Origin of the sequence: Bradyrhizobium sp. CB1015 (assembly GCF_025200925.1) — a bacterium.
In the GTDB taxonomy this organism is placed as follows: Bacteria; Pseudomonadota; Alphaproteobacteria; order Rhizobiales; family Xanthobacteraceae; genus Bradyrhizobium.
In genome coordinates this window covers 5,368,582-5,390,167 of sequence record NZ_CP104174.1, presented here as the reverse complement: position 1 = coordinate 5,390,167, position 21,586 = coordinate 5,368,582, and the positions used below count along the sequence as shown (strand labels likewise).

The following is a 21,586-nucleotide window of genomic DNA, read 5'->3' as shown; positions in this document are numbered from 1 at the left end:
CCGCCATGAAACCGAATCTTCCAGGTCTCCCCACCATTTCCGCTCTTATGCTCACTGCCGTTTTGACGGTGTGGCTGGGCTTGTGGGGAGCAGTTGACCTTTCGAAGCTGGAGAAGTGGCAGACGTTGATGACGGGCTTTGTCGCGTTGATTGCGGCGGGCATTGCATATCGCGGTGCCACTGCAAAAGTCCGCTACGATCGGGAGGTCGCGGACCGCGACGAGATGCGCCGTAAGGTAGCGCTGTTCCTCAAGCTGGAAGTCGCACTTACGCAACTTTACGAAAAAGCGCGGATACTGAACAACCGCTTCGCGGTTCATCGACTCGGATGGGAAGCGGCAGATTTCGCGCTTGATGAGCCACCGGAACTGGAGGAGGCTTGGGCGCGTCTTGATGTCTTTCCGCGCCATGTGATTGCCGAGATACGCAACATGCGAGATGGCCTCAGACGGCTTGGCGCGATCAAGCTTGAGCTCGGTTCGGACACGTTGACATGGGCGAACGGTGATTATGGGAATAGACCGTGGCAAATCGAGCTTGGACATTCCCTTGCAGGGAGCATTTGGCACGCTGCCGAGCTGGTTGTGAAGGAGCTGAGGCCCGTCGTGGACGAGCTTGCCCCCGAACTGGATCACGAACAGAAGATGATCAAGATCTACGGTAGGCCGGGTGAAGAGATACCGTTTTAGGGATGGTTCGCGCTTCATGGGCCCACCCGTTGACATCTGAGATCCATCCCAACGCGCCGGCCGACTTCCGTGATGCCGGTGATCTCGTATTGGTGGCCCTCATAGAGCAGCCGGTCATTGAGGCTGAGAGTGGCGAAATAATACGTTCGGAAGGTCAGCGCCGCGTCGGTGGTGTGCCCGCGCGCGTCTTCCCGGTCGTCAACGGCGGGATTTTAGGCGGGACGTGACGGACAATTAGGCACACAGCAGAGGTTGGCCCGCCAGTCAGGCGAGCGAGGGGATTCCTCAATGCTGTGCTTTCGTTTCGGAGCGGGCCCCGAATACGTAATTATCTTGCGTGGAGACTGTGGCGAAAGTGAGTCGGTTTTTCAGAATTGAGCCGCGAAGTCCCGCTGCTGCTGTTTGCAGCCGCAGTGAAAAGCGATGAAGTTTCAATGCAGCAAAAATCAGCTGGTTTGCAGAAAAGGCCAGTAAGAACAATGATAAGCGCTCGCCTGGGAGACTAGGGGTCGGAGGTTCAAATCCTCTCGCTCCGACCATTTTTTTCAAATCATCTGTCGGGTGGATTGAGCGTCGGCGTGGGGGGCTGCTCCCAGCCCGAGGGATGCGTGTGACCAGAAGCGCTGGCCGCTTCGGCGGCCGGTGCAGCAAAGAGTCGAAAAACAACCCCATGCACAGTAGCGATGTCATTGGAGAATAACGTTTTTCCGAAAGCGATTTGACGCGTCGGGCAAAACAGGGGTATAAAACAGGGCATAATGTCATCATGCCAGCGGTGTCGTGATGTGAAAATATCTGCGACCGTCGGCTTCGTATCCACCCGGAGCTTAGTTCAGATCAATCACCGCGTTCTTCGTGCGGAGCGGCGGCTTAAACACCCGTGTGCGCTCCGATCCATCCCCAATGTTCAACCAGAGCGAAGGGCTGAATGATGGCGCAGTAGCGTTGGAGTTCAATTAGTTGAAGGCAATTTCGCTTCGGCGGGGTTGGGTGTCGACAACACCTCGGCACGAATCTGAGCTACGCCACGATCCGTAATCCCCAAGCTGCGCGCGGCAGCGAGCGAGAGATCGAGGACGCGGCTACGAATGAACGGGCCTCTGTCATTGATGGTGACGATGACGCTGCTTCCTCCGTACGTCACGCGGAGCTTGGTGCCGAACGGCAGGCTGCGATGCGCTGCCGTGAGGTGATTCCGATTGAATGACGAACCGCTCGCTGTCTTGCCTTTGGAATACGAATAATAGGAGGCCTTTCCCGAAATGACTCGATTGAAAGATCGCATACCCGAGCGATCAGCCGAGGGCTCTTGTGCGGTGGGAGATGGAGCCTCAATCTGATCCTTCTTCGGCTGTTCGAGGCCAGGCGCCGGCTCTGCCTGAGCCCTCGGAATGATAGACCATCGGTCATTGAAATCCTGTGCTGCAGCGCCGTTCGCGTTCAATCCGATCCAAGCAGGGACTGTCGCAATCGCCGCGATTCTGACGAGAAGATGCATTGTCGACCTCTCATGAACGATTGAAGATCAAGCGGACAATGCAAGCTCCGAGGTCGCGTTCCTTAACACGCGCAGAACGGTGATGGCATACCGACATCGCGGAGCACCTGACTGAGATTGACCGCGGTCTCGCTCTCCCGACCTCAAATAATCAGGTATTAATTCGCCCAGAATTAAATATATTTAAATATTTAAAATCAGCGAGGTGAGCTGCCGGCCTAGGATAGACGTGGTCGCGTCCCGGCGGAGGTGAGTCGCGCAATACGACCAGCTTTGGACGCAGGGAGAGCGATCGTCATCAGGCTGGACGCGAAGCTCAAGAAGCGTCGTGCGTAGCTAGATAGGAAGTGCCCTGGCTTGGCGCCCACCTACCTCAAATACCCCACCACCATCCGCGTCGTCTCGTCCACCAGCACCTTCGCCACTTTCTCCGACAGCATCTCGGCTCCGTTCAGCACGGTGTTGTGCGCGATGGCTTCGATCGCGCTCACGCACATGAATGCTGCGAGCGCGGGGTCGATCTTGCGCATGTCCTTGCGGTGGCGTTCGAGATAGGCGCGCACGAGGGCGTGGACTTCGTGGTTGTAGGCTTCGACCTCGGCGAGGTGGCCGGAGCGGGGGATCTGCTCGGCGAGGACGCGGTGCAGGTTCGGGTTGATGTGATGGGCCTCGATCGCGACCGTGACGAGGCGGCGCACGGCCTTCTCGATCGGCAGGTCGGCGACCTCCGCGAAGGCGGCGCGGACGACCGTCATGATCGCATCGTTGTGGCGGTCGATGACGGCGGCGACGAGCGCCTCCTTGCTGGGAAAATATTGATAGAGCGAGCCGACGCTGACGCCGGCGACTTCCGCGATGCGGTTGGTGCTGGCCCTCTCAAAGCCTTCCTTGACCAGAATGCGAGCAGTTGCCTCGACCAGCGCGTCGACGGTGGCGCGGGATCGCTCCTGCGAGGCATTTTTCCGGGGTTTTGTGGGCGGTTTGCGGGCCACGGCCTTGTGATCTGAAAGCGAGTAGGAAAAGCGAGTGAATGCTCGCATTATATCGGCAAGTGGCGGCGGGTCGGCAACCCTCTTCGTCGCCGGGTCGAAACAGCCGGATGGGGATGTGGCGATGAGCGTTGCGAGACTTGTATCGGCCTTTCAATTCTGTCCGGGCGGCTGCGTATTCGGCGCGCGGGCGCCGCGTGATCCCGCACCAAGCCTGCAAAGTCGCGTCTTCAACATGCTGCTGCGGCTGCTACCATTCAAGAAGCAGCTGGCATCAGCCGAGGTCGTGCAGGCACAAGTGCAGAAGCTGGCGCTGGCGCCGGCCTCTCATGAGCCGATCGGGGTCGGCCGCGGCGTCGATGTGATCCTGACCAAGATGGGCGGCTGGCCGGTCTATTACACCGCGCCGTCGTCAGGCCACGAGGGCTGCAACTACGTCATGTTCCTGCACGGCGGCGGCTACATCAACGAGATCGTGCCGGCGCATTGGCGCTTCATCGGCGAGATGACGCGCAAGGCGCGCATCTGCTGCGTCGTGCCGATCTACCCGCTGGCGCCGCGGGCGACCGCCAAGGACGTCGTGCCGGCGACGGCCGAGCTGCTGCGCATGCTGCTGGAAGACGCAGGCGAGGCAAAGGTGACGATCGTAGGCAATTCGGCGGGGGCTGGCCTTGCGCTCGCCGCCTGCCAATGGCTGCGTGATCGCGGTCATCGGCAGCCGAGCCGGATGCTGCTGATCTCGCCCGCGGCCGATGCCTCGGTCAGTCGTCCGGAGCAGGTTGCGATCGCGGCGCGCGATCCGTTCCAGGATATTCCAGGGATCGTCGAGGCGGCGCGGCTCTATGCCGGCGAGCTCGATGTCGGCCATCCCTTCGTCAGCCCGCTCAACGGCGGCTTCCGCGCGCTGGCGCCGATGACGATCTTTTCGGGCACGCGCGATCTGCTGTATCCCGACAGCGTCGATCTTGCCGCAAGGGCGAGGGCTGTGGGCGTGCCGGTCGAGCTGCATCTCCTGCGCGAGCAACCGCACAACTTCGCGCTGATGCCGACGCCGGAAGGGCGGCGGGCACGTGCGATCATCTTGCGTGAGGTGGCCTAGAGGGAGGGCGTGATCATTGTCACAGAGCGCCTGCCGCGATCGGTCTGGCGCTGTGTCCGCACGGAGGGACAAGCGGCCTCCGGGGCGTTTCCTCTTGGATCGGTCGTTCTGGTATCCGTGGTTTGGTACCAGTAGTATTGCGGGGCCTTAGGCGTGGCCCTTGATCTCATAATGACCCGGCACGCATTTGTAGCGCTCAAGGCGCCAGTTCGCGTGATAGATCGGATGCTCGCCCATCCACTTCGCAAGGGGCGCTTGTGCGCCGATCGCGCACTGCATGAGCGAAATCTCGGGTGTCATGTTGCTGTCGGTCACGATTTCCTCGACGCAACTGCCTGAGCTGGCTGCGCCAAGCCGGCAAAGCACGGCAACGACGGTCACGAACATTCCTATCACCTCGTCGGTTGTTTCTGACCACGAAGAGGATGCAAGCGGAGTGCCAGAGCTGTGACACGCAAACAACACGCGGGCCGACTCAACCCAGCGTCCACCCCCCACTCGACGATTCGGATTGTAAAAAAATCGCCATTGACCCGAAGCCGGACAAATACGGGGAACTCGCAGAAAAACACCTGGGGATGATCGATCGTCAGGGCTGCGCAGCCTATGATCCACTTCACAAGGCCCGCACAGCATCGCGCGCACAGCAGGCCGCGAGCCGCAGGCGCCCGTAGGGCGTGGCGCGCTTAGCGCAGGCGGTGCAATAGTCCGCCTGCCGAAATAACCGATGGCGAAGATGGCGGCGCGCGGCTTTTACCCGTGAATGTCGCGCTGCTACAGTTTTGCGCGCGCCGCCGTCAGCGGCGCCGTGACCAAGAAACACACCGACAAGGGGAGGGACCGAAGTCCCATGAAGGATTTTGCTGGAAAGATCGCAGTCATCACCGGCGGCGGCACGGGAATGGGGCGCGAGCTCGCGCGGCAGCTCGTCGCCGAAGGCTGCAACGTGGCGATGTGCGACGTCTCCGAAGCGGCCATGGCCGAGACCAAGCGGCGCTGCGAAGTCGAGAAGCTGCCGCAGGGGCTGCGCGTCACGACGCACGTCGCCGACGTTGCGATCGAGGATCACCTGAAGCGGTTTCGCGACGAGATCGTCGAGCAGCAGAAGACGGACAGGATCCACCTGTTGTTCAACAATGCCGGCATCGGTGGCGGCGGCAGCCTGTTCACCAACACGCGCGAGCAGTGGGAGCGCACCTTCAACATCTGCTGGGGCGGCGTCTATCTCGGCGTGCGCACCTTCCTGCCGATGCTGGTCTCGGCCGACGAGGCCCACATCGTCAACACCGCGAGCGTCAACGGCTTCTGGGCCTCGATCGGCATGAACCAGGCGCACACCGCCTACAGCGCCGCCAAGTTCGCGGTGAAGGGATTCACCGAAGCGCTGATCAACGATCTTCGCCTGCACGCGCCGCACGTCAAATGCTCGGTTGTGATGCCCGGCCATATCGGCACGTCGATCGTCTCCAATTCGCGCAAGGTGCAGAGCGGCGATGGTTCGGAGAAGCTCAATGCCGACGAGGTGGCGCTGACGCGCAAGCGCATGGCCGCGGCCGGCGTGCCCGATGCCGACAAGATGTCGGACGAGGACATCCAGGCGGCGTTCGCCGAGCGCGCCCGCAGCTTCCTGGAGGACGCGCCGACCACGGCCGCGCAGGCGGCGAAGATCATTCTCGACGGCGTCAAGGCGGAGCGGTGGCGCATCCTCGTCGGCGAGGATGCCAAGCGCCTCGACGAGCGCGTGCGCGCCACGCCGGAGCAGGCTTACGACCGTGCCTTCTACGAAAGTTTTACGCTGGAGGTCGGCTGGCGGCTTGGTTGAGGCCGGCGTCGAGGCGCCGGCCTATCGCATTTGAGAGCTTTTCCCTGCGGCCATCCTTCGAGACGCCCCCTTTGGGCGGGCTCCTTCAGGATGAGGACGGAGTGCGTGGCTGCAGTTTCAAAAGGCACTGGCGCTGATTAGCCTCATCCTGGAGAGGCGCGACAGCGCCGTCTCGAAGGACGAGGCGTGCGCGCACGCCGCCACTGGGCACATGCGATCGCCCTGCCAGCGAGGCGCGCCAATATGGGTATGATGATCGTCATGGCAAGAGAGGCTCGAACGATTTTATGTGCCAGCTCCTGCCAATGCTCGTCCCACCCCCGGGCCCTCGGGGGTGTCATGCATGCGTCATGACGATGTTCAAGCGATGTTGATCTCAAATGCCTGTAATGGCGCGCGCGGCGGCTTGGTCGGCGACCTGAAATGGTTTAGTCAATCGGGGTAACGCGACGATTAGAGCGTAGCTCCCGACGATGCCCGCATGCCTCTCCGACGACTGGACCTTTTGCCCGGAGCGAGAGGACATTTCAGCTGAGTTCACGCGGCTGCTCACGGCGGCCCAAGAGGGCGGCGCCACGATCGCGGAATGCCTGATGATCGCGCGGCAGCTGAAGCGCGGCGACGACCGCTCCTGGCATCGCGAGTGGAAGAATCTGGCGCAGACCAATCGGCAGCGCGCGGAGGCCGCGTTCGCGGAGGGACACCTGGCCAGCGCGCAGCGCAATTGGCTGCGCGCGATGAACTACTATGGTGCCGCAGCGATGCCGCTCGACCCGCTCGACGAACGTCGCTGGGTCGCGGTACTGGCCATGCAGGAATGCGCGCGCAGCTACCTGGCGGCGCGCAGCCCGGCCGGCGAGGTGGTGACGATACCCTGGCTCGACGGGCATTCGCTGCAAGGCTACTTCCTTCCTGCGTCATCGGGGAGGGAGCCGGCTCCGACCGTGATCTGCATCGGCGAGCCCGGCCACCGCAAGGAAGAATTTCTGTTCAAGCTGGTGCCGCACGCACGCGAGCGCGGCTTTTCGATGCTGGCGCTCGACCTGTTCGGCGACCAGCGCGACGATTTTCTCGAGGCGCTGTTGCGGCGCCAGGATCTCGAGAGCGCGATCCCCGGCGTCATGGACTATCTGGAGACGCGGCAGGACGTCGACTTCGCGCGCGTCGGGATCATCGCCGATGGCTGGGGCTCGTCCTTCGTGGCGCGCGCGGTGCTGCAGGAGCCGCGGCTTGCCGCCGCGGTCTGCGACGGCGGCCTTTGGGACCTGCACGAGCGGGCCTTCTTCGCCAGCCGATTCGCGATGAGCGACGTCAGTATCGTCCCGGTGCCGCATGCGCCGCTGATGGCCTCCAGCGCCGATTGTCCGGTGCTGATCACGCTCGGCGAGGACGGCTGGCTCAAGGCCGACCGGGCGCGTCAGCTCGTCCGAAACTCCCGGCTCGGCAGCTCGGATGTCATGCTGAAAGTGTTCACTGCGGCGGAGACCGGCGCGGCGCAGGCCCATGCCGACAATCCGAGCCTTGCCAACGAGTACATCTTCGACTGGCTCGAATCGCGCCTCCGCGCCGGCAGGCGGATCTAGCAGCCGGCTCCCGCGTCAGAAGTCGAGACTCAGGCGGACGCAGGCCTTTTCGAGACGGGTCTTCAGCGTCGCGAGCTTGGTGGTGAATTCCGCCAGCTCGGCCTCGTCGAACTCCTGGAAGACGAATTCCTTGATGGTCTTGTACTGCTCGTTGAGGCTCGCCAGGTGCTTCTGCGTCTTCTCGGTCAGGGACAGCCGGACCACGCGCGCGTCGGTCGGCGAGGGGCGGCGGCGCAACAGACCCTTCTTCTCCAGCAGCTTGGACTGGGTGGTGACGAAGGACGGATCGACGTGGAGGAGCTTGGACACGACGTTGACCGGAATGCCGTCGTCCTTGTCGAGGTCCGAGATGGCCATCAGGATCAGCCATTGCGGCCCGCTGATGCCGAGCGTCCTCGCCCAGAACTGACGCAGCTCCTCGAGATACATGTTGATCGACGATATCTCCCAGGTGAAGCGCCTGATGATATCCAGGTTGCCGATGGTGCGCAGGCGCGCTCCTTCCTTCCTCGTCGCGGACACAGCGTTACTCCCGCAAGCTGATTCTCTTTCCGGCTCTTTTCGGCGGGCATAGTCCACGCAACTCTGCTCTGACGCAAGTGCAGAGCAGGGTAATCGTGTCACGAAAACTACAAATATGACCCGATCAGGCTTTTTCGCTCAACACCGGTGTTGCGCCGCGGCCACAGGGTTAGTGAAACCACAAAGCTGATCTAATAAACTATTTTGATTAACGGAATGGCACGGGCATATTGACCCGTGACGGTGGGGGGTTCTCGATCGTCCCGTTGCAGGTGGTTCGCTCACGTCCCTCGCGAATGCGGGTACGTCCGAAAAACGCGAAGCGGCCGAGCGGATTTGATGAAGAGACGGGGGATCTGGGGGGCCTCACGGTCCGGTCTCCGTGAAATGAGCAACTTGGAGGTTTTAAATGAAAGTGGTGAAGAGCCTTTTGCTCGGCACTGCGGCGACCCTGATCGCCGTCGGTGGAGCTCAGGCGGCTGATCTTCCGGTCAAGGCCAAGGCGGTCGAATACGTGAAGATCTGCTCGCTGTACGGCGCAGGTTTCTACTACATCCCGGGCACCGACACCTGCATCAAGCTGGGTGGTTACGTCCGCGCCGACATGATTCTCGGCGGCGGCGGCGACTATGGCTTCAGGAACAGCTCGAGCACTGTGAACGGCGGGTCCAACAACCGTCTGACCAACTACTATTTCAGCCGCGCTCGTCTGGACTTCAACATCGACACCCGCACGGCGACCGAATACGGCGTCGTTCGCACCTACGCCGACGCGGTCTTCAGCTATGACTCCGGGAACGTCACCGGCAGCAATCCCTCGGCGTTCTCGACCAACGCGGCCACGCTCGCTCTCTACCATGCGTTCATCCAGTTCGCGGGCTTCACCTTCGGCCGCACGGTCTCGATCTTCGACGCTCCTTGGCAGAGCTATCCGGCGGGCGGCCCCGATACCATTCCGGGCGGCTCCAACCACGTCAACGGCGTGAACCAGGTTGCCTACACGGCTGACTTCGGCCAGGGCATCACTGCTTCGGTCGCGCTGCAGGACGAGACCTCGGCGAACAATGGTCAGTCGAACCTCTGGAACGTGTCGTCGGGTACGGCGGCGCAGTTCGTGACCGGCGTCTATGGTGCCAATGCCTGGGGCGGCACGCGTTCTCCTGACATCGTCGGCGCCGTGCGCGTCGACCAAGCCTGGGGTCTGGCGCAGATCTCGGTCGTGGCCCATGAGCTGCATGCAGCCTATTACGGCGCGACCGAAGTCTCCGGTCATCCTTCCGACAAGTGGGGATGGGCCGTGCAGGGCGCTTTGTCGATCAAGAACATCCCGACCGGCGCGGGTGACTCCATCAACCTGCAGGCTGTCTACACGGACGGCGCGACGCGCTACAACTTCCAGAGCCTGTTCCCGCAGAGCTTCTTCATGTTCAGCGGAAGCAGCAATGGCGCGTATCAGAGCACCGGGTTCGCCGGTCTGGCTGACGGCGTGTTCGGAACGGCTACCGGCATCGATACCGTCAAGACCTGGGGCGTCCGTGGTGGCTACACCCACAACTGGAGCCCGAACTGGGCGAGCGCAGTGTACGGTGGTTATGGCCAGCTGAGGTACGGCACGACGGGCAAGGGCCTGATCTGCACCAACTTCGCTACGATCGCCGTGGCCGGTTCGACCTGTAATCCGGACTTCAACTTCGCGGTGGTCGGTGTCAACACCGTGTGGACCCCGGTCAAGAACCTGGCGTTCACGGCCGACCTCAGCTGGTCGCGTCTGGACCAGAAGTACTCGGGCGCAATCAACAGCCCGGGCATTGCCTCGGCTGCGAAGCCGGCGGCCGTGTACGAGCTGAAGGACCAGAACTCGGTCAGCATGCTGCTGCGCGCTCAGCGCAACTTCTGATCATCGATCGCGCAATCGATCGGAGAACCCCGGCGGGAAACCGCCGGGTTTTTTCATGGGCATTTGTCTTCTGAAAAATCGAATTGCGTTGCGGAACGCGAAGGCGAGCCATGCGATTCGATGGCCCAAATTTATTTACTTACTTGAGTTACTAAGCTATATAGGCCTCAGCCAGATACGAAAGTTGCGGCTCTTAGCTTCATGCTAAGCCTCCAGAAACCTCCGGCGATGCCCCGCCGGAGGTTTTTTGTTGTCGAGATGCGCGCAACGTCAGCCGCGGATCGCGCGGGCGCGCACCGGCGGCCGATAGGCGAGGCGACTGTGGCCGTCGCAATAGGGCTGGCCGTCCGGCGCCGTGTTGCCGCAGAAGCAGAAATCGTCTGCGCCCGGTGTCGAGATCGGCCAGCGGCAGCGATTCTCGGACAGCTCCAGCAGCGAGCAGCGGTTGGTCTCGTCGATCGGGCCTGCAAGTACCGGTGCATCGGTCTCGCCATAGATCGTGGCGAGCATCTCGTATTGCAGCCGCGGCACGGCCTTGCGCACCCGCACCGGCGCCAAGCCTCTGTCCTGAACCTTGCGGTCCTCGACCGTCCGGCCGCGCGTCAGATTCAGCCGCGACAATTTGCCGATCACCGCGTTGCGGCTGACGCCGATGTCGGCGGCGATCTCGCGACAGGAGAGACCCGCCTCGAAGTGCTGCTTCAGAAGTTCGATTCGTTCGTCGGTCCAGGTGGGTGAGAGAACAGGCATTTGTAGACGATCCTAGGTTGCAGATGTCGACCATCCGCTGTCTCGAGATCCGTCCGCCTCACGCACCGGGCGCGCTCACGTCCTGCCATTGTCGCGGATCGACAGAAGACCGTCCTTGATGGCGAGACGGATGCCTTCCTCGATCAATGTCCGTGCGACGCCGGGAACGCTGGTGCCGTGGGTGCCCTGTCTCACCAGCTTCTCCAGATACGCGATGGTCGAGAGCGCCAAAGTTACGGGAATGCGGTCAGTCTCGGCTTTTTCGGTGGCCATGGCCCGAACGCTAGCCTCTTACTCGGATACATAAAAGTAACGATTAAGACTCTATTTAGGTTCACGGGTGGAAGTCAAATGCGGGCTGTGCGTGACGCTCAGCATGTTGGAATCGCACGGGAAATTACCCACGACTCAGCGCGCCGCGAGGCAGACCGGGCGGCGAGGGGGTTCAATCGTCGGGGAAGGGGCGGCCGCCTCAGCCGTGCACGATCGCCTTTTCGATCATGCAATGGATGCCTTTGGCGCCGTTGACGGTCTGGGTCACCCGGAGATCGGCGGCGAGGCTGCACAGCGTGTAGGCATCCTCCCGCGACAGGTTACGCCGCTCGCCGATGAGCGCGATCATGTCGCGCAGCGCTCGCACCACGCATTGGTCGAGATCGGGGTCCATCGCCATGGTCATGTAGTGCGTCGGCGTTTCGGCGCGCGGGTAGTCGAGCTTCAGGTCCTTGCGCAGCGTCAGGCGGAAGCGGCCCTGCAGCGCGGTTTCGATCGCGGTGACGCAGACCTCGCCGTCGCCCTGCACGCCATGGCCGTCGCCGCAGGAGAACATTGCCCCCGGCACGAACACCGGCAGGTACAGCGTCGCACCGGCTCCCAACTCCTTGTTGTCGAGATTGCCGCCCATTGCGCGCGGAATGAGAGATGAGATGCGGCCCCAGGCCGGCGGCGGCGATACGCCCATCACGCCGAAGAACGGCTTCAGCGGCAGGTCGAGGCCCCACGGCATGCGGCCGACCATCCGCGTCCGGTCGAGCGGAATGTTCAGGATACGCGTCTCGTGGAAATCGTCGGGCAGGGTGCCGGACAGCGGCTTGATCAAGTTCCAGCCCCAATCCTGCCGGAGCTGCACGTCGAGGATCTCGACCGCGAGCACGTCGCCGGGCTCGGCCCCTTCGACCGCGATCGGGCCGGTGAGGATGTGGCCCGGCAGCATGCGCTCGTTTGTGGCATGAACCTGGTGCATCTCGGGCGGAATGTGAAACTTGTCCCGATCAGGCAGCACATCGGGACCGCCGCTGATGGTGTCGACTGTCACCTCGTCGCCGCTGGCCACGGTGAGGACAGGCTTGAGTGCGGCTTCGAAGAAGCCCCAATGGCAGGTTTCGGGGCTGGAATGCAGGTGATGATGGGTCATGGGCCGCGTCCGCTTCCGTTTCATCAGCGCGGGCTTGACCCGGCGATCGATCCTCTTTCAAGAAGATTTCTGAAGATGGCGGGGCCGGTCAAGCCCGCACAGACCGGCCAGGTCATTCAGGCCAGTCATTCAGACCAGGTGATTTCAGCGAGGCTCCACTGTTTTTCGTTCTTTCCAAGACCTTGGGCACCGCGCTGCTGCCGATCAATCTCCTGGTCGAGCTTGGAATCGTGGCTGTGGTGCTGATGGGGACGCGCTTTGCCGCATTTGGCCGCAGGCTTGCCATAACCACGCTGGTGCTGCTGGCGCTCGCGGCGTTTTCGCCGCTCGGCAATCTCCTGATCTATCCGCTGGAATCGCGCTTCCCGCCTTGGGACGCCTCGCGCGGCGCACCCGACGGCATCATCGTGCTCGGCGGCTCGGTCGACACCGATCTGTCGGCGGCGCATCGCACGCCGGTCGTCGCGCACGCGGCCGATCGTCTGTTTGCGCCGGCCGAGCTTGCGCGCCGCTATCCCAATGCGCGCATCGTCTTCACCGGCGGCACCTCGAACCTGCTCTCGACCGAGGCCAGGGAGGCCGACTATTCCGCGCCGATCCTGGAGAATCTCGGCATCGCGAAGGACCGCCTGATCCTCGAACGTGACTCCCGCAACACCTGGGAGAATGCGATCTTCACCAAGCAGCTTGTCTCGCCAAAGCGAGGTGAGCGCTGGCTCCTGGTGACGTCGGCCTTCCACATGCCGCGCTCGATGGGAATCTTCCGCAAGGCCGGATTTGACGTCGAGGCCTATCCGGTGGACTGGCGGATGGGGGGACGCGACGACCTCTTTTCCTTTACCAACATGGGCGCGGACGGCTTGAGACGAACCGAAGTTGCGGTGCGCGAGTGGATCGGTCTTACCGCTTACCGTCTGATGGGCAGGACCTCCGAGTTGCTTCCGGGACCGGGCAGGGACTAGAACGGGACCGCAAGACAAGAACACGGCGCACGATCGCCGGCGCGGAGGAAGCCATGCAGCAGCAAAGTGCAGACAGGATCGATCTCGCCGGCCTCGTCGCCGATCTCAACAGCCTCTTGCGGCTGAAGACGAATGTGATCGGCATGAAGCTGTTCGCGAGCGTCGCCGAGATGGAGGCGATCCCGAAGATCCGCCGCCCGAACGCAATCCATACCACCGACCAGATCGTCAGCATGGCCGCGCGCCTGGGCTGGACCGTCGGCATCACCGCCGAGGATCTCGTAGGCGCGCAATGCCGCGCGGTGATCGGTCTCAGCCCCCAGGACGAGAAATGGCTCGCCGGCGAAAACTATGTCGGGGTCTGGCACGGCACGGCGGAGGACGCGCGCAAGCGCCAGGAGGCGCTGGACGTGGTTCCGTTCGGACACTATCAGGCGCTCGCCGTCAGTCCGCTGGCGAGCGGCCGGCTCGATCCACCCGACATCTGCCTCGTCTATGCAACGCCCGGGCAGATGATCATCCTGATCAACGGGCTGCAATATACCGGCTACAAGAAATTCGAGTGGGGCGTGGTCGGCGAGACCGCCTGCGCGGATTCCTGGGGGCGGGCGCTCAAGACCGGGGAGCCCAGCCTGTCCTTGCCATGCTATGCCGAACGGCGCTATGGCGGCGTGCCGGACGAGGAGATGCTGATGGCGTTGAAGCCCTCGCATCTCGCCAAGGCAATCGAGGGCATGAAGGCGCTGGCGAAGAACGGCCTGCGCTATCCGATCCCGCCCTATGGCATTCAAAGCGACGTCCGTGCCGGCATGGGCGTGAGCTACGCGAAGAAGTAAAGGCCGATCATGAGCTCTGCGAAATTCGACATCGTCGTCTACGGCGCGACCGGTTTCACCGGCCAGCTCGTCGCCGAATATCTGGCGGGGCATTACAAGGACGACAAGGCGCTCAAATGGGCGATGGCGGGACGCAGCCTCGACAAGCTGAAATCGGTGCGCGATGCGATTGGCGCGCCCGCCGACACGCCGCTGATCGTGGCGGATGCGTCGGATGCAGCGTCGCTGAAGGCGATGGTGGCGCAGACCAAGTCGGTGATCACGACGGTCGGTCCCTACCAGTTCTACGGCGAGGATCTGTTAGCTGCCTGCGTCGCTGCGGGTGCGGATTATTTCGATCTCTGCGGCGAGCCGGTGTGGATGCGGCAGATGATCGACAAGTACGAGGCGGCGGCCAAGGCGAGCGGCGCGCGCATTGTGTTCTCCTGCGGCTATGATTCCGTGCCGTTCGAGCTCGGCACCTTCTTCGTGCAGGAAGAGGCCAAGCGCGTGTTCGGCGCGCCGGCGCCGCGCGTGAAAGGGCGGGTGCGCGACATGCGCGGCACGCTGTCAGGCGGCACCGCGGCGAGCGCGAAGGCGACCTTCGACGCCGTCTCCAAGGACCTCAGCCTCGTCGCCATCCTCAACGACCACTTCGCGCTGACGCCTGATTTCACCGGCCCGAAGCAGCCCAAGGGCAACAGGGCAGTCTATGAGGAGGACCTGCAATCCTGGGCCGCGCCGTTCATGATGGCGCTGATCAATACCCGCAACGTCCATCGCTCCAACATGCTGATGGGCTTTCCCTACGGCCAGGACTTCGTCTACGATGAGATGGTGCTGACCGGCGCCGGCGAGAAGGGCGAAGCCAACGCCAAGCGCGTGATGGCGGCCAATGCCGAGAAGACCGGGCCGAAGGCGCCGAAGCCGGGCGAGGGGCCGTCGAAGGAGGAGCGGGAGACCGGCCTGTTCAACCTGCTCTATGTCGCGATCGCCCCCGACGGCCGCATGGTCCGCGCCGGTGTCACGGGAGACCGCGATCCCGGCTACGGCTCGACCTCGAAGATGATCTCCGAATGCGCCATCTGCCTGCTGCGTGATGCGAGCGATGTTCCCGCCGGCTTCTGGACGCCGGGCGCAGCGATGCAGCACAAGCTGATCAAGCGGCTGCAAGACAATGCGGGGCTGACGTTCAAGGTGGAGAAGTAGGATCCAGTACTCCGAGGCAGCGCGGCTAGAAGCGAGCCGCCGCGGCGTACTGGATCGCCCGCCCCAGTGCGCAATTGCGCACAAGGCGGGCGATGACGTCGAGATTGTGGCTACGCCGCCCTTGCGTCATACGCGTACATGAAGTCCATGCCTTTTGCGCCCAGCGGCAGCAGCCATTTCAGCATCTGATTGCGCATCCAGGCGCCGGTGGCGCTGAACTCGCGCTTGTTGTTGCCGTTGCGGCGGGCGATGGCAACGATCTTCTCGGTGCGCGGGCGGCGCTCGGCTTCGAAGGCCTGGAAGGTGGCGCCGAGCTCCTGTCCCTCCCGCATCAGCCGCGCGAGCCGCATCGCGTCTTCCAGCGCCAGCGAGGCGCCCTGGCCGGCATGGGGGCTGGTTGCGTGCGCGGCATCGCCGATCAAGAGCGAACGCTTGCGCGACCAGGTCGGCAGGGTCGCGACGTCCAGCGTGTCGGTGACCACGATGTTCTCGGCCGCTTCGATGATGGCGGGAATCGGATCATGCCAGCCGTGATGGAAGCTGCGCAGATGCTGCTTCAGCGTCGCATGGTCGAGCGCGCGGAACATTGCCGCGTCCATTCCATGTGCGGGCTGGGTGCTCCACCACATCACGCCGTCATTCGGATCGGGGCTGCAATAGCCGTAGCCGAAGAAGCCGCTCTGGCCGAAGGTCGTTTCGACGTGCTGGCCGATGGATCTGCCGTCGAGCACAGCGTGCGGCACGAAGCCGCCGAAGCCGATCAGGCCGGTGTCGAACGGCTGCGGGCCGTCAGGCACGACTTGGCGGCGCACCACCGAGTGGACGCCGTCGGCGCCGATCAGGAAGTCGCCTTCGGCGGTGGTGCCGTCGGCGAAGTAGGCGATGATCGGCTGGTCGCCGCGATCCTCGACCTTGATCAGGCGCTTCTCGAAATAGAGCGAGACGCAGGCGCACCAGGCCTTGTCGACCAGGATCTCGTTCAGCGTGGCGCGGGCGATGTTGACGGCGGGCTGGCCGAAGCGCCGCGCCAGGTCGCGGTTGATCGAGCCGAGCTTCTCGCCGCCCTGCGAATAGAAGTCGAAGGCTTCCGCGACCGAGCCGCGGCTGATCAGCTTGCCCGCGAGCCCGATCTCGTCCAGGACATGCATGCCGTTCGGTGCGATCTGCAGGCCGCCGCCGATACCTTTCGAATAGGGCCACGCCTCGTAGATCGCGGATTCGATGCCGGCGCGGCGCAGCAGGATCGCGGCGACGGGTCCGGCGATGCCGGCGCCGATGATCAGCGCCTTGCGGGGACGGTGGGCCATGGCTTGCTCCCGACGTTTGCGTGGTGCTAGGAGAAAATACGGTCGCTAAATATCTTAGTGACTAAGATATATATCAACTAAGATAAGGGGCCGGTCTTGTCAAGGACGAAGGCGCGCGCGGCGCTGTTGCTGGAGCTCGAGGACGCGATGCGCAGGTCGTCGGCGCAGGGCGTGCTCTACGGCCAGACCGTCGCCAACGTTGCCGGAATTGCCAATTCCGACCTCGAATGCATGGACATCCTGTATCTCGAGGGCCGCGTCACCGCAGGGAGGCTCGCCGAGGTAACGGGCCTGACGACCGGTGCGATCACCGGCGTGGTCGACCGGCTCGAGAAGGCTGGCCTCGTGCGCCGCGAGCGCGACGAGAAGGACCGTCGCAAGGTGTTCATCGCGGTCGTGCCCGAGGCGATCGCAAAGCTCGGACAATTCTACGTGCCGATGCAGCAGGCGATGGAGAAGGTCTTTGGCGCCTATTCCGACGAGGAGCTGCGCTTGCTGCTGCGCTTTGCCAATGAGGCTTACAAGGGTGTGCTGGCGGCAACCGAGGCGCTGAAGGGGTTGCTCGATACGCCCCCGGAGAAGCGGCCCGAGCTCAAGCTGAAGAAGCGTCCTCGCCGGTCCTAGAGCATGATCCGGAAAAGTGCGTAGCGGTTTTCCGAAAAGATCATGCTCAAACAACAACCTAAAGCGCGATGACGATTCATCCTAATCGCATCGCGCTTTAGTCTTGTCGGCCTGGGCGGCTGCGATCATGCCCCACACAGCGCCCAGCATCATCCAGAAGTGCCGCCAGTGGTCGGTGTCGATGACGAAGCTTTCGCCGACGGTGCCGAGGAAGGCGGAAAAGACCGCGAGGTAGGCGCGCTGCCACGGCACACGGATGAAGATGTGGCGGAAACCGATGATGACGGTGGTGAAGACCAGCGCGGGATAGCACACGCCGGAGAGCCAGCCGCCGGACATGAAGGCGTTGAGGTAGGAGTTGTGGGTGTCCTCGGGGAAGTAGCGGTGGAATTGCAGGGGACCAATGCCGAACGGCAGGTCGAGCGCCATCTCCGCACCGAGGATGTGGCGGCCGAAGCGGCCGAAGCGGCCCTCGTCATAGCTCTGGTCGAAGCTCGCGCGCTGTTTGAACATCTCGGCGGTGGCATCTAACGACAGCAGCACGGTGATCAACGCGAGGCCAAGCACCGCGGCGACGATTGCCATGATGACGATGCGCGAGCGCTGCGCGTTGGTGCGGCTGGTCAGCACCATCAGCGCCAGCATGAAGGCGGAGGTCAGCACCAGGCCGCCCCAGGCGGCGCGCGAGAAGGCGAGCAGGATCGCCAGCGACATGATGCCGAAGGCGATGACGTTGCGGAACGCCTTGGCCAATTTGTCGGAGACCACGCTCTGAAGCGCGAACAGCGCCGGCAGGATCAGGAAGGCGCCGAGCACGTTCGGGTCCTTGAACGTGCCGCGCGCGCGGCCGTAAAGCGTCAAGAGGTCGTTGCCGCCGGGAACCAGGTGGAAGTAGCCGGCGATCGCCAGCAGCGAGGCTATCATCGCCCCGACCACGAGGCCGCGGCGGAGCATGTCGAGCCGGGCCTCGGTGTCCTCGGAGATGACCATGGCGAAGAACACCACCGTCACCGCCATGTACCAGGAGGTCGCGATCCAGCTCACCACCTCCGTCTGCTCGAACAGCGGGATCGCGCTGATGGTGTAGCCGACATTGAGCAGGATCAGCATCAACAGCAGCGGCATCAGCACGAGCCGCAGGCGCAGGCCGGTGGCGAAAAAGGTGACGGTCGCGAGCAGCGTCGCGATCTCGTAGGGGCTCGGCTCGATGAAGACGATGGCGCCAGAGGCGCCGACCAGCCACACCATCGCGCGCTGCAGCGCCAGCACGCCGGGCGCGTCCGTTGCGGCTACGTTCACTCCACCGGCTGTTGCCGCATACGCCATCACACGCTCACGCTACTCGCACGCCACACAACGTCGTCATCGTCCGGCTTGACCGGGCGATCCAGTACTCCGCGGCGGTCATTGCGCAAGACAGCTGCCGCTGCGGCGTACTGGATGCCCCGCCCCAGTGCGCAACTGCGCACAAGGCGGGGCATGACAGAGAAAATCAACTCAATACGCGTTCTCGTTCTTGGTCAGCAGCGAGATCGGCGTCTTCAGGAGAATGACGAGGTCGAACAGCACCGACCAGTTCTCGATGTAATAGAGGTCGAACTCGACGCGCTTCTGGATCTTCTCTTCGTTGTCGATCTCGCCGCGCCAGCCGTTGACCTGGGCCCAGCCGGTGATGCCCGGCTTGACGCGGTGGCGGGCGAAATAGCCGTCCACGGCTTCGTCGAACAGCCGGCTCTGGAGCTTGCCCTGCACCGCATGCGGGCGCGGGCCGACCAGCGAGAGATTGCCTGAAAACACCACGTTGAAGAGCTGCGGCAGCTCGTCCAGGCTGGTCTTGCGGATGAAGCGGCCGACGCGGGTGACGCGCGGATCGTTCTTGGTCACGACCTTCGAGGCGGTGGGGTCGGCCTGGTGGTGGTACATCGAACGGAACTTGTAGACGTCGATGCGCTCGTTGTTGAAGCCGAAGCGCTTCTGTCGGAACAGCACCGGGCCGGGGCTGTCGAGCTTGACGGCGAGCGCAACCAGTCCCATCACCGGCAGCGCTGCGAGCAACGCGAGGCTGCCGACGATACGGTCGAACAGCCATTTCATCACCAGGTCCCAGTCGGTGATCGGCGCCTCGAACACGTCGAGCGTCGGCACCTCGCCGAGATAGGAATAGGAGCGGGGACGGAAGCGCAGCTTGTTGGTGTGCGCGGAGAGGCGGATGTCGACCGGCAGCACCCAGAGCTTCTTCAGCATCTCCAGGATGCGGGTCTCCGCCGAGATCTGCAGCGCGAACAGCACGAGGTCGACGCGGGTGCGGCGGGCGAATTCGACGATGTCGTCGACCTTGCCGAGCTTGCGCGCGCCGGCGCAGGTGTCGAGCGCGCGGCTGTCGTTGCGGTCGTCGAACACGCCGAGCACGTGGATGTCGGAATCCTCCTGCGCCTTCAGCGCCTCGACCAGTTGCTCGCCGTTGCTGTCGGAGCCGACGATGACGGTGCGGCGGTCGAGCCGGCCCTGGCGCGCCCAGCCGCGGACCAGCGAGCGCAGCACAAGTCGCTCGGCCATCAGAGCGGCGAGCCCGAGGAAGTAGAAGGCGGCCAGCCACAGCCGCGAAATTTCGCTGCCGTATTTGGCGAAAAAGGAGATGCCGATGAAGAGCAGGAAGACAAACGACCAGGACGAGATCATCCGCGTCATCTGCCGGAGCTGACCACGGAACAGCTGCACCTGGTAGATGTCGGCGGCCTGGAAGCAGACCACGGCGGCGATGGCGACGGCGATGACCTCGGCTGGATAGATCCAGCTGAACGCCTCAGCCAGCGGCATGACATAGCCGAGATAGACTGCGACACCGACGAGGCTCAGCAGCGCGAAATCAGCCAGGCGCACGAAACCGGCGATCACGATCGGCGAATAGGCGCGGGCGACCTTTTGGTTGACGACTTCGAGCGCCGCAGGCGAGAGCCGGCGGCGGCGCTCCACAAAGGGCTGGTCAGCCGGCTTTGCCGCAGCGCTGGCCGCGGCATCGAACATCGAGCGTGCGTTGAGCGGTTCCACGGGCGTCCACGTCCATTCCAAAACCCGCGGCACGGCCTTGCGCCCGGGCAAGCATCCCCTGGCGGTTCGATTATCGAACAAATCGGAAGATTTTCTAAAGCTGCCTTAAGGATGGTTAATGATTGGCAAATGCGTCGCGATAGCCGGCAAGCACGCCTTCGACCATCGCCGCCTGCGAGAAATGCGCCGAGATGCGCTCGCACAAGGAGACCGCGCGCTGCGCGGTAGTGTGCGGATCGTCCAGCGCTGCGGCGATCGCCTCCGCCATGGCTTCGGGATCGCTGGGCGCAAACAGCGCGGGGCTGTCGGCGCCCAGGATCTCGGGGATGCCGCCGATCTTGGAGGCGATCATCGGAATGCCCGCGGCGCCAGCCTCGATCACGACGTAAGGCATGGAATCGCCGCGCGAGGGGACGACCAGCAGCCGCCCTTTGGAGAAGCCGTAGCGCGCCTTGACGTGACCGATGAAGCGGATGGCGCTCGCGAGGCCGAGCCGCTCGACCTGTGCCTTCAGCGCAGCCGTCTCCTCGCCGTCGCCGCCGAGCGTGAGCGTGACCTTCTTGCCGCCCTCGTGCAGGCGCGCCACGGCGTCGACCAGCAGGTCGGCGCCCTTGATGTGCCTGAACTCGCCGACATAGCAGAGGTCGGTCGCATCCTCGGCGGTGACGACGGGCTCGAATTCCTCCGGCGTCACGCCGTTGAAGACGCAATGCACCACGCCCTTGGGCGTGCCGACGATGCGCTGATAGGTGTCGCGCGCAAAGGCACTCTCGAACAGGAACAGGTCCGTCGAATCCATCAGCGCGCGTTCGAGTCGCGCGTAGAACTCGCCCTTGAAGGTGTTGAGTGGATAGTGCAGCGAGCCGCCATGCGGGGTGTAGATGCGAATCCTCTTGTCCGAGCGTCGCCGCATGCGGATGAAGGCCCCGGCCTTGGCGCCGTGCCCGTGCATCACGTCGGGCTTGAGCGCGGCGATAAGCCGCCGCATGCGGAGCCATACCAGGACGTCGTCCGGCAACGGCTCGCGGCGGATCGCCATGCGGTGGACGCCGAGCTTCAAGCGCGGCGCGAGCTCGGTCAGCGCCTTGTCGGCGCGCTCGCCGCCGGTGAGGCTGTCGGCGAGGATGCCGACATGATGGCCGCGGTCGACCTGGCCGTTGGCGACGTCGAGAATGTGGCGGAAGATGCCGCCGACCGGTGCGCGCACGGCGTGGAGGATGCGAAGCGGCCGGTCGGGAGAGGGGGACATGATCAAAACCAGCTCGACGGCGACTGCCGAACAATTCTCACGAAATAATCGAGATGGATTAAGGGGGCTCGTGGTTAACAAACGGTGACGGGTCGACGCACGCAAGGCG

General features: G+C 63.5%; 22 protein-coding genes. 9 read left to right on the top strand and 13 right to left on the bottom strand.

Going from position 1 to position 21,586, the window contains the following annotated elements; translation table 11 throughout:
• Positions 1–5: 5 nt before the first annotated feature.
• Positions 6–689, top strand: a complete 684-nt coding sequence (locus tag N2604_RS25100) for a hypothetical protein (protein ID WP_260370836.1) — start codon at positions 6–8, stop codon at positions 687–689.
• A 14-nt stretch (positions 690–703) separates the two neighbouring features.
• Here N2604_RS25100 and N2604_RS39820 read toward each other — a convergent pair whose 3' ends face one another.
• From N2604_RS39820 to N2604_RS25080, 4 genes are all read right to left on the bottom strand, one after another.
• A complete protein-coding gene (locus N2604_RS39820) occupies positions 704–847 on the bottom strand; it encodes a head-tail adaptor protein (protein WP_409241748.1) in 144 nt (47 codons plus the stop codon).
• Positions 848–974: 127 nt separating this feature from the next.
• Positions 975–1,169 (bottom strand): hypothetical protein, encoded by a 195-nt coding sequence (locus N2604_RS25090; RefSeq protein WP_260370834.1) that lies wholly within the window; start codon positions 1,167–1,169, stop codon positions 975–977.
• A gap of 472 nt (positions 1,170–1,641) precedes the next feature.
• Positions 1,642–2,187 carry a septal ring lytic transglycosylase RlpA family protein gene (locus N2604_RS25085; protein ID WP_260370833.1) on the bottom strand — a complete coding sequence of 182 codons (546 nt, stop codon included), beginning with the start codon at positions 2,185–2,187 and terminating at the stop codon, positions 1,642–1,644.
• 368 nt (positions 2,188–2,555) lie between these two features.
• Entirely contained in the window at positions 2,556–3,179 is a 624-nt protein-coding gene (locus N2604_RS25080) for a TetR/AcrR family transcriptional regulator (protein WP_260370832.1), read from the bottom strand.
• A gap of 121 nt (positions 3,180–3,300) precedes the next feature.
• On the opposite strand from N2604_RS25080, the gene N2604_RS25075 reads away from it, so the two are divergent.
• Complete coding sequence (locus tag N2604_RS25075; RefSeq protein WP_260370831.1) at positions 3,301–4,275, top strand: alpha/beta hydrolase; 975 nt, start codon at positions 3,301–3,303, stop codon at positions 4,273–4,275.
• Positions 4,276–4,422: 147 nt separating this feature from the next.
• Here the strand turns inward: N2604_RS25075 and N2604_RS25070 are convergent, their stop codons facing one another.
• Positions 4,423–4,662, bottom strand: a complete 240-nt coding sequence (locus tag N2604_RS25070; RefSeq protein ID WP_025036674.1) for a hypothetical protein — start codon at positions 4,660–4,662, stop codon at positions 4,423–4,425.
• 463 nt (positions 4,663–5,125) lie between these two features.
• Between N2604_RS25070 and N2604_RS25065 the strand changes: the two genes are divergently transcribed.
• Both N2604_RS25065 and N2604_RS25060 read left to right on the top strand, forming a co-directional pair.
• Positions 5,126–6,097, top strand: a complete 972-nt coding sequence (locus N2604_RS25065) for an SDR family oxidoreductase (RefSeq protein ID WP_260370830.1) — start codon at positions 5,126–5,128, stop codon at positions 6,095–6,097.
• A gap of 473 nt (positions 6,098–6,570) precedes the next feature.
• A complete protein-coding gene (locus N2604_RS25060; RefSeq protein WP_260370828.1) occupies positions 6,571–7,680 on the top strand; it encodes a S9 family peptidase in 1,110 nt (369 codons plus the stop codon).
• Between the two features lie 15 nt (positions 7,681–7,695).
• Here N2604_RS25060 and N2604_RS25055 read toward each other — a convergent pair whose 3' ends face one another.
• A complete protein-coding gene (locus tag N2604_RS25055; protein WP_025036671.1) occupies positions 7,696–8,202 on the bottom strand; it encodes a MarR family winged helix-turn-helix transcriptional regulator in 507 nt (168 codons plus the stop codon).
• Between the two features lie 409 nt (positions 8,203–8,611).
• Here N2604_RS25055 and N2604_RS25050 point away from each other — a divergent pair, with 409 nt between their 5' ends.
• Positions 8,612–10,099: a porin gene (locus N2604_RS25050; protein ID WP_260370827.1), complete on the top strand. Its 1,488-nt coding sequence runs from the start codon at positions 8,612–8,614 to the stop codon at positions 10,097–10,099.
• Between the two features lie 270 nt (positions 10,100–10,369).
• Here the strand turns inward: N2604_RS25050 and N2604_RS25045 are convergent, their stop codons facing one another.
• From N2604_RS25045 to N2604_RS25035, 3 genes are all read right to left on the bottom strand, one after another.
• Entirely contained in the window at positions 10,370–10,849 is a 480-nt protein-coding gene (locus N2604_RS25045; protein WP_260370826.1) for a GcrA family cell cycle regulator, read from the bottom strand.
• 75 nt (positions 10,850–10,924) lie between these two features.
• Complete coding sequence (locus tag N2604_RS25040) at positions 10,925–11,122, bottom strand: hypothetical protein (protein ID WP_024341172.1); 198 nt, start codon at positions 11,120–11,122, stop codon at positions 10,925–10,927.
• Positions 11,123–11,321: 199 nt separating this feature from the next.
• Positions 11,322–12,263, bottom strand: coding sequence for an acetamidase/formamidase family protein (locus tag N2604_RS25035; RefSeq protein WP_260370825.1), 942 nt, complete (start codon positions 12,261–12,263; stop codon positions 11,322–11,324).
• A gap of 194 nt (positions 12,264–12,457) precedes the next feature.
• On the opposite strand from N2604_RS25035, the gene N2604_RS25030 reads away from it, so the two are divergent.
• Genes N2604_RS25030 through N2604_RS25020 form a run of 3 tightly spaced genes read left to right on the top strand, consistent with a single transcriptional unit; the run spans position 12,458 to position 15,249 of the window.
• Complete coding sequence (locus N2604_RS25030; protein WP_260376306.1) at positions 12,458–13,225, top strand: YdcF family protein; 768 nt, start codon at positions 12,458–12,460, stop codon at positions 13,223–13,225.
• A gap of 53 nt (positions 13,226–13,278) precedes the next feature.
• Positions 13,279–14,061 carry a DUF169 domain-containing protein gene (locus N2604_RS25025; RefSeq protein WP_260370824.1) on the top strand — a complete coding sequence of 261 codons (783 nt, stop codon included), beginning with the start codon at positions 13,279–13,281 and terminating at the stop codon, positions 14,059–14,061.
• A 9-nt stretch (positions 14,062–14,070) separates the two neighbouring features.
• Positions 14,071–15,249, top strand: a complete 1,179-nt coding sequence (locus N2604_RS25020) for a trans-acting enoyl reductase family protein (RefSeq protein WP_260370823.1) — start codon at positions 14,071–14,073, stop codon at positions 15,247–15,249.
• A gap of 110 nt (positions 15,250–15,359) precedes the next feature.
• Here N2604_RS25020 and N2604_RS25015 read toward each other — a convergent pair whose 3' ends face one another.
• The gene (locus tag N2604_RS25015) at positions 15,360–16,556 is read right to left on the bottom strand and encodes an FAD-dependent monooxygenase (protein ID WP_260370822.1); all 1,197 of its coding nucleotides are present in this window, start codon (positions 16,554–16,556) and stop codon (positions 15,360–15,362) included.
• Positions 16,557–16,703: 147 nt separating this feature from the next.
• Between N2604_RS25015 and N2604_RS25010 the strand changes: the two genes are divergently transcribed.
• Positions 16,704–17,180 (top strand): MarR family winged helix-turn-helix transcriptional regulator, encoded by a 477-nt coding sequence (locus tag N2604_RS25010; protein ID WP_260376305.1) that lies wholly within the window; start codon positions 16,704–16,706, stop codon positions 17,178–17,180.
• Between the two features lie 81 nt (positions 17,181–17,261).
• Here N2604_RS25010 and N2604_RS25005 read toward each other — a convergent pair whose 3' ends face one another.
• The 3 genes from N2604_RS25005 to N2604_RS24995 form a co-directional block, all read right to left on the bottom strand.
• Positions 17,262–18,506 carry an O-antigen ligase gene (locus tag N2604_RS25005; protein WP_260370821.1) on the bottom strand — a complete coding sequence of 415 codons (1,245 nt, stop codon included), beginning with the start codon at positions 18,504–18,506 and terminating at the stop codon, positions 17,262–17,264.
• Positions 18,507–18,677: 171 nt separating this feature from the next.
• The gene (locus N2604_RS25000) at positions 18,678–20,228 is read right to left on the bottom strand and encodes an undecaprenyl-phosphate glucose phosphotransferase (protein WP_260370820.1); all 1,551 of its coding nucleotides are present in this window, start codon (positions 20,226–20,228) and stop codon (positions 18,678–18,680) included.
• 115 nt (positions 20,229–20,343) lie between these two features.
• On the bottom strand, positions 20,344–21,477 hold the full coding sequence (locus N2604_RS24995; RefSeq protein ID WP_260370819.1) for a glycosyltransferase family 4 protein: 1,134 nt from the start codon (positions 21,475–21,477) through the stop codon (positions 20,344–20,346).
• Between the last annotated feature and the right edge of the window lie 109 nt (positions 21,478–21,586).

What these genes read in the sequence shown, in the direction of transcription:
- N2604_RS25100 (WP_260370836.1), top strand. Translation starts at nt 6, where the DNA reads ATGAAACCGAATCTTCCAGGTCTCCCCACCATTTCCGCTCTTATGCTC.
- N2604_RS25085 (WP_260370833.1), bottom strand. Translation starts at nt 2,187, where the DNA reads ATGCATCTTCTCGTCAGAATCGCGGCGATTGCGACAGTCCCTGCTTGG.
- N2604_RS25075 (WP_260370831.1), top strand. Translation starts at nt 3,301, where the DNA reads ATGAGCGTTGCGAGACTTGTATCGGCCTTTCAATTCTGTCCGGGCGGC.
- N2604_RS25070 (WP_025036674.1), bottom strand. Translation starts at nt 4,662, where the DNA reads ATGTTCGTGACCGTCGTTGCCGTGCTTTGCCGGCTTGGCGCAGCCAGC.
- N2604_RS25065 (WP_260370830.1), top strand. Translation starts at nt 5,126, where the DNA reads ATGAAGGATTTTGCTGGAAAGATCGCAGTCATCACCGGCGGCGGCACG.
- N2604_RS25060 (WP_260370828.1), top strand. Translation starts at nt 6,571, where the DNA reads ATGCCCGCATGCCTCTCCGACGACTGGACCTTTTGCCCGGAGCGAGAG.
- N2604_RS25050 (WP_260370827.1), top strand. Translation starts at nt 8,612, where the DNA reads ATGAAAGTGGTGAAGAGCCTTTTGCTCGGCACTGCGGCGACCCTGATC.
- N2604_RS25045 (WP_260370826.1), bottom strand. Translation starts at nt 10,849, where the DNA reads ATGCCTGTTCTCTCACCCACCTGGACCGACGAACGAATCGAACTTCTG.
- N2604_RS25040 (WP_024341172.1), bottom strand. Translation starts at nt 11,122, where the DNA reads ATGGCCACCGAAAAAGCCGAGACTGACCGCATTCCCGTAACTTTGGCG.
- N2604_RS25035 (WP_260370825.1), bottom strand. Translation starts at nt 12,263, where the DNA reads ATGACCCATCATCACCTGCATTCCAGCCCCGAAACCTGCCATTGGGGC.
- N2604_RS25025 (WP_260370824.1), top strand. Translation starts at nt 13,279, where the DNA reads ATGCAGCAGCAAAGTGCAGACAGGATCGATCTCGCCGGCCTCGTCGCC.
- N2604_RS25020 (WP_260370823.1), top strand. Translation starts at nt 14,071, where the DNA reads ATGAGCTCTGCGAAATTCGACATCGTCGTCTACGGCGCGACCGGTTTC.
- N2604_RS25015 (WP_260370822.1), bottom strand. Translation starts at nt 16,556, where the DNA reads ATGGCCCACCGTCCCCGCAAGGCGCTGATCATCGGCGCCGGCATCGCC.
- N2604_RS25010 (WP_260376305.1), top strand. Translation starts at nt 16,704, where the DNA reads ATGCGCAGGTCGTCGGCGCAGGGCGTGCTCTACGGCCAGACCGTCGCC.
- N2604_RS25005 (WP_260370821.1), bottom strand. Translation starts at nt 18,506, where the DNA reads ATGGCGTATGCGGCAACAGCCGGTGGAGTGAACGTAGCCGCAACGGAC.
- N2604_RS24995 (WP_260370819.1), bottom strand. Translation starts at nt 21,477, where the DNA reads ATGTCCCCCTCTCCCGACCGGCCGCTTCGCATCCTCCACGCCGTGCGC.